This window comes from Glaciibacter superstes DSM 21135 (genome assembly GCF_000421145.1).
Taxonomy (GTDB): domain Bacteria; phylum Actinomycetota; class Actinomycetes; order Actinomycetales; family Microbacteriaceae; genus Cryobacterium; species Cryobacterium superstes.
This window is the reverse complement of the sequence record NZ_ATWH01000031.1, coordinates 1-12,277: the sequence shown is the minus strand read 5'-3', so window position 1 is coordinate 12,277 and position 12,277 is coordinate 1. Positions and strand designations below refer to the sequence as shown.

General features: G+C 64.2%; 9 protein-coding genes. 5 read left to right on the top strand and 4 right to left on the bottom strand.

The annotated features are described in order from the left end of the window. Positions 1–23 precede the first annotated feature (23 nt). The gene (locus K323_RS0123235) at positions 24–1,106 is read left to right on the top strand and encodes an IS110 family RNA-guided transposase (protein WP_425402297.1); all 1,083 of its coding nucleotides are present in this window, start codon (positions 24–26) and stop codon (positions 1,104–1,106) included. A gap of 361 nt (positions 1,107–1,467) precedes the next feature. Here K323_RS0123235 and K323_RS0123230 read toward each other — a convergent pair whose 3' ends face one another. Beyond that, positions 1,468–2,070, bottom strand: coding sequence for a mycothiol-dependent nitroreductase Rv2466c family protein (locus K323_RS0123230; protein WP_022887652.1), 603 nt, complete (start codon positions 2,068–2,070; stop codon positions 1,468–1,470). A gap of 92 nt (positions 2,071–2,162) precedes the next feature. Here K323_RS0123230 and K323_RS28295 point away from each other — a divergent pair, with 92 nt between their 5' ends. Then, entirely contained in the window at positions 2,163–3,668 is a 1,506-nt protein-coding gene (locus tag K323_RS28295; RefSeq protein ID WP_022887651.1) for an SDR family NAD(P)-dependent oxidoreductase, read from the top strand. 71 nt (positions 3,669–3,739) lie between these two features. On the opposite strand, the gene K323_RS30320 is transcribed toward K323_RS28295, so the two are convergent. Continuing rightward, positions 3,740–3,877: a hypothetical protein gene (locus K323_RS30320; protein ID WP_157509560.1), complete on the bottom strand. Its 138-nt coding sequence runs from the start codon at positions 3,875–3,877 to the stop codon at positions 3,740–3,742. A gap of 10 nt (positions 3,878–3,887) precedes the next feature. Between K323_RS30320 and K323_RS28290 the strand changes: the two genes are divergently transcribed. Next, positions 3,888–7,091 (top strand): rhamnogalacturonan lyase family protein, encoded by a 3,204-nt coding sequence (locus K323_RS28290; protein ID WP_051147504.1) that lies wholly within the window; start codon positions 3,888–3,890, stop codon positions 7,089–7,091. Positions 7,092–7,115: 24 nt separating this feature from the next. On the opposite strand, the gene K323_RS0123215 is transcribed toward K323_RS28290, so the two are convergent. Both K323_RS0123215 and K323_RS0123210 read right to left on the bottom strand, forming a co-directional pair. After that, positions 7,116–8,189 (bottom strand): acyltransferase family protein, encoded by a 1,074-nt coding sequence (locus tag K323_RS0123215; RefSeq protein WP_022887648.1) that lies wholly within the window; start codon positions 8,187–8,189, stop codon positions 7,116–7,118. Further along, positions 8,186–9,211 carry a DUF2332 domain-containing protein gene (locus K323_RS0123210; protein WP_022887647.1) on the bottom strand — a complete coding sequence of 342 codons (1,026 nt, stop codon included), beginning with the start codon at positions 9,209–9,211 and terminating at the stop codon, positions 8,186–8,188. Before K323_RS0123210 ends, K323_RS0123215 begins: the two co-directional genes overlap by 4 nt. 104 nt (positions 9,212–9,315) lie before the next feature. Here K323_RS0123210 and pepN point away from each other — a divergent pair, with 104 nt between their 5' ends. Both pepN and K323_RS0123200 read left to right on the top strand, forming a co-directional pair. Then, on the top strand, positions 9,316–11,877 hold the full coding sequence (gene pepN / locus K323_RS0123205; protein WP_026852043.1) for an aminopeptidase N: 2,562 nt from the start codon (positions 9,316–9,318) through the stop codon (positions 11,875–11,877). A 91-nt stretch (positions 11,878–11,968) separates the two neighbouring features. Then, a partial coding sequence (locus K323_RS0123200; protein WP_022887645.1) for a hypothetical protein occupies positions 11,969–12,277 on the top strand: 309 nt, incomplete at its 3' end.

The following is a 12,277-nucleotide window of genomic DNA, read 5'->3' as shown; positions in this document are numbered from 1 at the left end:
AACTTTGGAGGCCCCAGTTGACTATCTATCGTACTTTCGTTGGCTTGGATGTGCACGCCCGAACTATCGCTGGTTGTGGCATCGATGTTCACAGTGGTGAGGTCGTGCATCGACGATTCGGGTTCGACCTGACCGAAGTTCTCGGGTGGATCCGATCGCTGCCGGGTCCAGTCCAGGCAACGTATGAGGCTGGCCCGACAGGGTTCGGGCTGTTCCGCCTGCTGATGGGGTCCGGGATTGAGTGTGTGGTTGCGGCGCCATCGAAGTTGCAACGCCCGTCTGGGGATCGGGTGAAGACCGATGCCAGGGATGCGTTCCATTTGGCGCGGTTGTTAAAGCTGGACGAGATCGTTGCGGTGAAGGTTCCCTCGGTTGAGGAAGAGACCGCGAGGGATTTGGTGCGTTCCCGTGAGGACACCAGACAGGATCTGATGGGAGCACGACACCGTTTGTCGAAGTTGCTGCTGCGGCATGGTCACGTTTATGACGACGGTGCCGCGTGGACGCGAAGGCATGATGCCTGGTTGCGATCCCATCGTGGCGGTGATCTCGCCTTCCAGACCACGTTCGATGCCTGCTACGAGGCTGTGGTTCAGACTGCTGCCCGCCGCGACCGGCTCGACGAAGCGATTGGACTGATGGCCGGGGACTCGCAGTTCACCCCGCTGGTTAACCGGCTCGGTTGTCTGCGGGGCATTGCCCCGTTGACCGGTTTCGCCCTCGCTGTGGAGATCACCGACTGGCACCGGTTCACCGGCAACACCATCGGGTCGTTCCTCGGGTTGGTGCCCTCCGAGTACTCCTCCGGACAGTCCAGGCAGCTGGGCGGAATCACGAAGACCGGCAACTCGCACGCGAGGCGCCTGCTCGTCGAAGCGGCTTGGCATCACAAACGTGACTACCGGCCCGGCTCTCAATCGGTGATGCAGGCCCGGTGGAAGAAAGCACCTGTCGACGCGAAACTCCGTGGTCAGGCTGGCAACGAACGGTTGCACCACCAATGGGTCGCGTTCACGGCCCGGAAGAAACGTCCCGTGATCGCCAACGTCGCCATCGCCCGCGAGCTCGCTGGTTGGTGCTGGTCCCTGGCCGTCATGGACGGGTAAGCCCCCGAAGACCGCTGTTCGCCCCGGCCGAAGTGACGACAAACATGTGGAGTGACCCGCTTTTTAGCTATGAGCAACACGACCGACAAGTTGTGCGACGCCCGATTTCTAGACCCGCGGCACCTCTCCAGCCGAACACTTCGCCCTGCGGTAACCAACCCGCGTATATCAGTCTGACCATGCGTCGATAAGACACGCTCGACACTCCGGGCCCCGGCGACCAGCCCAGCAGCACCCTTGAGCCAGCATCTCGAAGATTGAGGTGGGAGCGGGAAACCCGCCCGCACCCACCGAAATCTTCGAACGGCACGCATCTACGGGCGCCGCTTCAGAATGCCCTCTTGACAAAAACCACTACATATCAGTCGAAGATCGGCTCGCGGGTGCGGGTGCGCTTGATCTCGAAGAAGCCGTCGAAGGATGCAGCCGCAACGACGCCGTCCCAGAGCTTCAGTGCCTGCTCGCCCTTCGGCGCGGGAGAGATCACCGGACCGAAGAATGCGACGTCGTTGACCGCGATGACCGGGGTTCCGACATCCTGTCCGACGCGGTTGATGCCGTCGAAGTGGCTGGCGCGCATCTGTGGGTCGAACTCGTCGCTGTCGGCGTAGGCGGCAAATTCCGCGGGAAGCCCGACCTCGGCGAGCGCCGCCGGAATCACTTCGCCCGGCTCCGTGCTCCCTCCCGGGTGGATACGCGTGCCGAGTGCGTCGTAGAGCGGCTTGACGATCTCCTGGCCGTGCAGTTCCTGTGCAGCTGCGACCAATCGTGTGTACTTCAGCGCACGCGGGAAGAACGCTTTGTAGTCATCGTCGACGTCTTTGTCTTCGTTCAGCACCGCGAGGCTCATGACGTGCCAGGTCACGTTGAGGTCCCGGTGTTCCGATACCTCCCCCACCCACCGCGAGGTCATCCAGGCCCAGGGGCAAGAGGGATCGAACCAGAAGTCAACGGAATCAGCCATGCTCTTCACCCTACGCGGCGAACAGGCACGTCTCGTCGACCGCCGCCGTCCGCGCAGGCATTCTCTGACTCCAGTCGACGTACAATTCTCGGATGACCTCGGAGCTCTCCCCCAGCACTCCCGCCCCTGAACAGACGGCGGGGCGAATCGACCCGAACGACCTCGAGGTCACGCTCCGGGTTCTCGCCTCCCTGAGCGACATCGACCCTGACGACCCCGATTTCACCACGGTGCGACAGGCAACAGCGAAGATGTTCAAGGCCGTCAAGGTCGTGCGTCGCACCGAGAAGCGCCAGGCCATCGCAGAATCCGATCGCATCGTGATCGCCGCCACTGCCACCGGCGCACCGACCCGCATCGACGACGAGACGCGGGGCGCCCAGCTCACCCGCGGCACAGAGGCCCCCACCGCCGGCGAACTGCTTGTTCCTCGTGCTTGCTACATCTGCAAACAGAAGTACACCCTCGTCGACGCCTTCTACCACCAGCTTTGCCCAAGCTGTGCCGCCATGAGCCATCAGAAACGCGACGCCAGAACGGATCTCACCGGCAAACGTGCGCTGCTCACCGGGGGTCGCGCGAAGATCGGCATGTACATCGCACTCCGACTGCTCAGAGACGGAGCGCAGACCACAATCACCACCAGGTTTCCGCGCGACGCCGTTCGCCGCTTCCAGGCGATGCCGGACTCCGCCGACTGGCTGCACCGTCTTCGTATCGTGGGGATCGACCTCCGCGATCCCGCACAGGTGATCGGACTCGCCGATTCGGTCGCCGAGCAGGGTCCTCTCGACATCCTGATCAACAACGCAGCTCAGACGGTGCGCCGCTCCCCCGGCTCGTACTCACCGCTGGTGGAAGCCGAGCAGTCGCCGTTGCCCGACGGCCCACTCCCCGAGATCGTGACCTTCGGGCACACCAACGACGCGCATCCGCTCGCCCTGGCCGCCTCGGTCGCCAGCCACCCGATCCTCGGAGCCGCGGCGATCGTCGGCGCCGGCGCGCTCACCGCAGACGATCTCACCAACCTGGCGCTCGCGCCCGGCTCGTCGTCGCTCGAGCGCCTCGCTGCCGGTACCGCGATCGACGCCGGTGGGCTGGTTCCCGACCTGCACACGGTCAACAGCTGGACCGCCAACGTGCAAGACGTCGACCCCCTCGAGATGCTTGAGGTTCAGCTCTGCAACACGACCGCACCATTCCTGCTGGTGAGCCGTCTGCGCGAATCGATGGCGGCATCCGCTGCCCGTCGCACCTACGTGGTCAACGTGTCGGCCATGGAAGGCGTTTTCGGACGGGGGTACAAAGGCCCAGGGCACCCGCACACCAATATGGCGAAGGCGGCGCTCAACATGCTCACACGCACCAGCGCGAAGGAAATGCTCAGCGACGGCATCCTGATGACGAGCGTCGACACCGGCTGGATCACCGATGAACGGCCGCACCCGACCAAGGTGCGTCTGGCCGAGGAGGGTTTTCACGCTCCCCTCGACCTGGTCGACGGCGCGGCCCGTGTCTACGACCCGATCGTGCGCGGCGAGGCCGGCGACGACGTGCACGGCGTGTTCCTCAAGGACTACAAGCCCGCCGCCTGGTGACCCAGCGCCGGGCCTGGCGTCGGGCTGAATCTGCGATTGCCTCTTGACACGGCCGCACCCGCACACCAAAATTAGGGACGGCGGAAAGCGTTTTCCTCATCGAGGAATGGTCCGCCGCGCTGGCGTTTGCCGAGTGGCTGCAGCTGGTAACAGACATCAAAGGAGATCGCCTTGGCGTTTTCACCATCAGAGCGCAGATCGCGCGTCACGCTCGGCACTGTGACGGCAATCACTCTCGTCAGCGGATTGATGCTGGCGACTCCGGCCGCCGCCTCGGCGACCGGAGCAACCGGCACGCTGCGGTTCGATTTCGGTACGGCGACGTCACCCGTTGCGGACGGCTACACGGGCGTCGGTCGCGCGACGCTCTACTCGCCTGAGAGCGGCTACGGCTTCCGTTCGAATGCCGACATGATCGACCGCGACCGCGGCGCAGACGCCGATTGGATGACACGCGATTTCGTAGCGGGAGCGACCTTCGAATTCGTCGTCGACGTTGACAACGGCAGCTACGACATCACTTCATTCACCGGCGACCTCATCGCCTCGAGCAAAACCGTCCTGACGATCGAAGGCACCCAGCAGCCACGCATCGCTGCTTCATCCGGAACCATCGCTGAAAACCGGTATAGCGCCATAGCGGTGGCAGACGGACAACTCAACATCCTGGTGGGCGGCGAAAGCTCCCGCCTTAATGGCCTCATCATCTCTCCAGCGCTCGGCGCACCCACACTTACCGCAGTCGTCGACCTCGACGTCGAGCCGCCGGCGGTGGAGCTGGACTGGGCGGCAGTGACGGATGCCGTCGGCTACCGGGTCTATCGCGCTTCCGAAGCCGAAACACCCGAGTTGCTTGCCCAGCAGAGCGGCACCGGCTACGTCGACATGACCGGTGTGCTCGGCCGGAGCTACATCTACACACTCACTGCGCTCGGTGACAGTGACGTCGAATCCGCGCCATCGGAGCCGATCAACGTCACTCTTGCCGACCCTGGGGTCGAGGCGCCGAACGCTCCGACGGAACTCGTCGCTTCGGCGGTGAACCGGAACGACATCACCATCGCCTGGAACGCGGTGGACGGTGCGTCCTTCTATCTCGTCGGTCGCGCCACGAATTCTGATGGTCCTTTCACAGAGGTGGCTTCTGTGGTCGGGTCAACGTTCACCGACACGAGTGTGCTGACCACGCGACCGTACTTCTATCAGGTGAGTGCCGTGGGCCGCGGCGGCACGTCAGCTCAGAGTGCCGTTCTCGAAACCCCGGCGCCGACGGTGCTGCTGCGCCAGGCCGAATACCTCGACCGCGCCCCGGTCGCCGTCGCACACGACGGGGGCGTGTACCTCGGATGGCGCATGCTCGGCCTCGATGACGACGGGGTCGCCTTCAATGTCTACCGCGACGGCAGTCTCATCACTAAAACCCCGATCACCGACAGCACCAACTACGTCGACACCGTAGGCACGGTTGACTCCCGCTATCTGGTCACCGCGATCGTCGACGGCACAGAAACGACGGTCACCGAGGAGTTCACGGTGTGGGATGACCAATCACTCGACATTGGGCTCCAGAAGCCAGCGGGTGGTGTCACGCCTTCTGGCGAAGCGTACGGGTACGAGCCCAACGACGCATCCATCGGCGACCTCAACGGCGACGGCCAGTACGAGATCATCCTGAAATGGAATCCGACCAACGCCAAAGACAACTCAAGGTCCGGGTACACCGGCAACGTATACCTCGACGCCTACGAACTCGACGGAACCCAGCTGTGGCGCATCGATCTGGGCAGGAACATCCGCGCGGGTGCGCACTACACCCAGTTCCAGGTCTTCGACTATGACAGCGATGGAAAGGCCGAAGTCGCCGTGAAGACGGCCGACGCGACCGTCGACGGCACCGGGGTCGTCATCGGTGACCCCGACGCCGACTTCCGGAATTCGGGCGGCTACGTCCTTTCAGGGCCCGAATACCTGACGGTGTTCGACGGAGAAACGGGAGCGGCCCTCGACACGGTGGACTACACACCGGCCCGTGGCGATGTCGGCTCGTGGGGTGACACATACGGGAACCGGGTCGACCGCTTCTTGGCGGCAACTGCCTACCTTGACGGCGAGCATCCCAGCATGATCTTCAGCCGCGGGTACTACACCAGGGCGGTGACCGCGAGCTACGACTTCAGGAACGGCCAGATCGAACAGCGATGGGTGTTCGACACCGATGAGCCGGGTTACTCAGAGCTGATGGGACAGGGAAATCACAACCTGGCAATCGCGGATGTCGACAGCGATGGGCTCGACGAGATCGTGTTCGGCGCCATGACGATCGATGACACCGGGGTTCCGCTGTACAACACGAATCTGCACCACGGTGATGCGCTGCATGTCGGCGACCTGAACCCCGAGCGTGATGGCCTCGAGGTCTTCGGTGTGCACGAAGACGTCAGGGCGAACGGAGGCATTGGAGCGAGTATGCGCGACGCGCAGACCGGCGAGGTCCTCTGGACCGTGCCTGGCACCCGCGACACCGGCCGCGGTGTTGCGGCAGACGTCGACCCGCGCTATGCGGGCGACGAAGCATGGTCGATCGGTGGCGACTACAAATACAACTCCCGGATCGGCACCATGAAGAGCACCGACGGCAAGGAGATCTCCACCGCGATCCCAGCCGCGAACTTCGTCACGTGGTGGGACGGCGACCTCCTCCGAGAGATCACCGACCACGACTACACCGACCCATCTGAGACGGCATCCGGTGCCACGCCGACCGTCTCCAAGTGGAACTGGGAGACGCAGAGCTCAGACGAACTCCTGCGTATGGACGGTTCCCTCTCGGTCAATGGGACGAAGGGCAATCCCACGCTGCAGGCAGACCTGCTCGGAGACTGGAGGGAGGAACTGCTCGTTCGCAGCGCAGACGGCAATTCGCTCCAACTCGTGACGACTACCGACCAAACCGAGCACCGAATCCGTACGCTGATGCACGACCCCGTCTACCGGCTGGGCGTGGCCTGGCAGAACACTGGGTATAACCAGCCACCACAGACCAGCTTCTTCCTCGGCGACGGTATGGCCACCCCTTCTGCGCCGAGCATCGTTTACACCGGCGCCCCGGTGAAGGGAACACTGACCATCTCCGACTCGACTGTCGGCCAGGGCAAAAAGGTTGAGATCACAGGAACCGGCTTCGGCACCGACGAAGAGATTGAGCTGACGCTGCTGCCCGGTCGCATCCCGCTCGGTGTTGCGACGACCACGAGGCACGGGAATGGGAATGGGAATGGGCACGCAACCGATAACGGCCAGTTCGTGGTGAAGGTGAAGATCCCGAAGGGCACCCCTGCAGGTGACTACACCGTCGAAGCCGTCGGCGCCGATTCGGCAACCAGCGGCAGCGCGCCGGTCACTGTGACCGACAAGAAGAGGTAGTCAGTGGCCGCGAGGGGGCAGCGATCAGACGCTGTCCCGCTCGTGCCGCCTCGGCAGCGTCGTCACCAGAGTGAACAGCCGTTCGAGCGGCCCCTTGCCGAACCACAGGCGCCACAGGCTGGCGAACACCAGTGACGCCGCTGTCATGCCGATCAGCAACGGCCAACCTGGGTACTCGATCTGCCCGCCGCTGTCCTCCCGCAGCGCCACAAAGATCGCCAGGGCTACGATCTGGACGGTGTAGACCGTCAGGACCATCGATCCGGTCGCCCCGACCGGCCACAGCACAGCTCTGGCTGCCCGCCCGAATCCTGCGCGCTCCGACGCTGTCAACCAGAGCAGCGCGCCCGTCAGCGCGATGGCGACACCGCCTGAGGCCAGCACCTCTGCGGTCGAGCCCGAGTGCGCTTCTGCGCTCACACCGGGAATCACCCACGCCGCACCGTATCCCAGTACTGCGGCAGTCGAACCGCCGATCATCATCCACACCTGGGTCGACCTCCGCCTCAGCCCAGAACGCGCGGCAATCAATCCAACGAGGAGAAACGGCATCCAGATCAGCGCCGGGTACACACCGTCGAGGAGGTAGTACTGCAGAACGTCCAGCAGCGATGCCTTGTCTTCACTCCGGTCATCCGTCACCGCGGCAAGCATCGGCGCGACGACGGCGATCACCGCTGCAAGTGCTGCGAGCGCCCAGCGCGGCAGGAACAGCACCGGCGTCAGCAGCAGGAACATGAACGCGTAGTAGTCGAGGATCACGGCGACTCCACTGTCGAGAGCGGCCAGGATGCCGCCGAGCAGGAACAGGCACACCGCACGCAGCAGGATGCTGACCACCCGATCCGATCGTCGTCCGCGTTCGAGGGGCTGGTCTTGCCCGGTCACGATGCCGAGTGATACCCCTGCAAGCGTCGCGAACAGGATCGATGACCGCCCATCGACGAGCAATTCGACGTCATCGGGTCGTGGAACCGCGTGAGCAACGAACATGCCGACGATGGCCAGTCCGCGCGCGACATCCACACCGACGATCCTCGGCGATACCGCCGCTCGCTTCGATGGGGTGCGAGTTCCGAGCGACACGACGTCTCTCACCCGAGCCATTCGAGCGCGAGGCCGTGGGGATGCGTGAGGGCGATCGGTTTCCCGTCACCGGCGAGCACGAACGCGGTCGAGTCAGCCGGCGGCTGCGCCAGTCGTTCCATCACACCCGGTACCACAGACTGCCCCTCGTTCGCGAGCCAGTGCACAGGAATGCGCCCCATCGTCGTAGCGAACTCACGCCGCGCTGCCTCCTCGAAGTACGCCAGCACCGCGGTGTGGAAGACGACGACGGATGCTCCGGCAGGAGCCTGCGACACCAGCCTCTCAATCTCAGCGTTCGCGTCTCCGCGAATGATCTCGGCCGGCTCCGCCCTGGCCACGTCGACCGCGGCACGCAGGCGATCACGCCGGTCGTTGTGCTCCGGCCAGATCAGTGCGTCGAGCCAGTCGACGTCGTCGGCGTTGTTCACGTCGAGCGGGTTCAGGTCGATTCCTGCACGCCAGACGACCTCGAGCAGGCGGTCGGGCAACGGAACCGGGCCGCTGACCGCGCAGTCCAGCACGACCGCGCTCTCACCGGTCGCGGGGTGCAGCATCCGTTCTCTGCCGCCCTGGCCTTGATTACCGCCGCCCTGGTTGCCATCCAGCCGATACCGGTAGCTGTAACGGTCGGGATACAGGCAGAGACCGGCGGATGCGCCAACCTCGATGAGTGCGAGCGGGCCGCCGATCGCGGCGAGCGCAGGCAGGAGCGTGGCACAGCGGCCTGCCTCGTTCGTCTGGGTGGCGTGGCTGAGGCAGGTCTGCTCAACAGGGTTCCAGTGTTCATGGAGCCAGTCCGCGAACGCCGGATACGGCCCAGCCGCAGCCCCGCGGAACCGAGCCGCGCTGAACACCAGATTGGGTTGACGCTTGGCCGGTGGCAGCCGATTGATCAGCGCCAGCGTCGACGCATCGCCGGCCACTCCAAGCGCCCACTCCTCGTAACACGCGCTCATACCGCGCGCCTCCACCTCAGCAAATGCCCGGTAGCGGTCAGCGGTTGCCGCGTGCGAGTCTGTGCTGGTTCTCATGGTGCCACCCTAATCATGGCTAGGCTTGATGACCGTGCATCGGCGTCACGAGCGCCTGCCATTCACGAAGCTGTGAGCCCCTCGAAACCAAGATGGAGAGACTGTTGCCTGGAGAAAACCTCACCCGGATCGAAGCCGCCGAGCGTAAGTCGATCGTTGACGTCACGAGCTACGACGTCGTGCTCGACCTGACAACCGGACCAGAAACGTTCGCGAGCACCACAACGGTCATCTTCACTGCGAAACCAGGCACGTCGACGTTCATCGACGCGATCACTCGCACCGTGCACGCCGTCACGCTCAACGGAGCCGAACTCGACCCCTCCACCGTGAGCGATGGCATCCGGATTCAGCTCGACGACCTGCAGGCAGAGAATGAGTTGACCGTGGTCGCTGATGCGATCTACACGAACACCGGTGAGGGCCTGCACCGCTTCGTCGATCCGGTCGACGACGAGGCCTACCTCTACAGCCAGTTCGAGGTGCCGGACTCGCGGCGCATGTTCGCCGTGTTCGAGCAGCCAGACCTCAAGGCGACATTCAGCTTCACCGTGACCGCACCGGCAGGCTGGGAGATTATCTCGAACTCGCCGACACCGGAACCCACCGGCGCGGGCAACGGAGCCGCTATCTGGGCCTTCGAGCCGACGCACGTCATCTCGAGCTACATCACCGCGCTGATCGCCGGCCCGTACACAGTCGTGCGCAGCGAACTGACCTCGAGCGACGGCCGGGTCATCCCTCTCGGCCTCTTCAGTCGAAAGAGCCTGTTCGAATACCTCGACTCCGACTACATCTTTGAGAAGACCCGCCAGGGTTTCGCGTACTACGAGGACAAGTTCGACTACGCATACCCGTTCACCAAGTACGACCAGCTCTTTGTGCCCGAGTTCAACGCCGGGGCAATGGAGAACGCCGGCGCGGTCACCTTCACAGAGTCCTACGTCTTCCGTTCAAAGGTCACCGACGCTCTCAAGGAGCGCCGAGTCGTCACGATCCTGCACGAGTTGGCACATATGTGGTTCGGCGACCTCGTGACCATGAAGTGGTGGAACGACCTGTGGCTGAACGAGTCATTCGCCGAATGGGCATCGACCATCGCTACGGCAGACGCCACCGAGTGGAAGGAAGCCTGGACCACGTTCGCCGCCATGGAGAAGAGCTGGGCATACAAGCAGGACCAGCTCCCCTCAACGCACCCGGTCGTCGCCACCATCAACGACCTCGAAGACGTACAGGTCAACTTCGACGGCATCACCTACGCCAAGGGCGGCTCGGTTCTCAAGCAACTGGTCGCGTGGGTCGGCATTGATGCCTTCTTCACGGGCGTATCCGCCTATTTCAAGAAGCACGCGTGGGGCAACACGGAGCTGGCCGATCTGCTCGCCGAACTGGAGACTTCCAGCGGTCGCGATCTCTCTGAGTGGTCGAAGCTGTGGCTGGAGACCGCGGGAGTGAACACCCTTCGCCCTGAGATCACCGTTGATGACGCCGGAACCATCACCGGCTTCACCGTGCTGCAGTCCGCCGCTGCCGACTACCCGACGATTCGTCCGCACCGTCTTGCGATCGGTCTGTACAGCTTCGACACCGCGAACAACCTGCCCGGAGGCAAGCTGGTTCGGGTCAAGCGCGTCGAGCTTGATGTCGACGGTGAGCGAACGGATGTCACCGAGTTGGTCGGCGAAGCCCGTCCAGACCTGGTTCTGCTCAACGACGATGATCTCGCCTATGCCAAGATCCGGCTCGACGATGCCTCACTGGCTGTCGCCATCGATAACCTTGCCGCGATCGAGAGTCCCCTTGCCCGCTCGCTGGTGTGGGGCTCTGCCTGGGATGCGACGCGCGACGCCGAGACCGCACCGCGCGACTTCGTGCGACTGGTGCTGGGCAACATCGCGACGGAGACAGAATCGACCACCCTCCGCACGGTTCTCGGCCAGGTCATCCTCACGGCCACCCACTACGTGTCGGAGCCGCACCGCGAGACCACCGTCACCGAGGTCGGCGATGGACTGCTCACGCTGGCGCGTGAAGCCGCTGGCGGAAGTGACGCGCAGTTCCAGTTTGTGAAGTTCTTCGCCTCGGTGGCTGTCACCGAAGCCCAGCTCGACGCGGTCGCCGGCCTTCTGGACGGCTCGGAGCAGCTCGACGGACTGGTAATCGACACCGACCTGGGCTGGGAGCTTCTCATCGCCCTGGTCGCCGGAGGCAGGGCGGGCACCGCCCAGATCGACGCCGCACTGGCGAAGGACAACACCGCGACGGGCGCGCAGTTCGCGGCTCAGGCGCGCGCTGCGATCCCCACTCCGGAGGGTAAGCAAGCGGCCTGGTCGTCCCTGATCGACGTCGATACGGCGCCGAACACGATCGTGCGGGTCACTGCGGCCGGGTTCCTCCGTGCCAACGACACCACGCTGCTCGAGCCGTTCGTCGGCACGTATTTCGACATGCTGCAGTCGGTGTGGGAGTCTCGCGCGTACGCGATCGCCGACACGCTCGTCGTCGGCCTCTACCCGTCGCCGCTGGCGAATCAGGAGCTCGTCGACGCGACCCGTGCCTGGCTCGACGCCAACGCCGAACCGCCGGCGCTACGCCGCCTCGTCGTCGAGAACCTGGCCGGGGTCGAGCGCGCCCTCGCCGCACAGGCCCGCGACGCCCGCTAGCACCGACCGTCCACCAAACCATTCGACGGAGATTTTGCCGTAGCCCCTGGCTGGCAGTCTTGTTGTGACCCGTTCTGATCGGAGATTCGCAATGACTGTAGTAACAATCGCGCCGAGGATCTTCTCGGTGGATGAGAAGCGTGAGCATGTGCTTGCGTATGTGGCCGCCCGGCACGGGACGAAGGGTGTGTACCTTTCCGAGCACGGCATCACGGGCACGGAGATGCGCGGGTGGCGTCTGGCGATGGCCGACGGAGATCTCGGTGTCGGGCTGGTTCCTCGTCATACTGGCTCAATGGCACGTAAGGATGTGGCGGAGATTCGTCGGCTGCAGGACGAGGTGGACAAGCTCCGCGCCGAACGAGATCAGGCCCGCGGAGACGCGGACCAGATGCGGAGG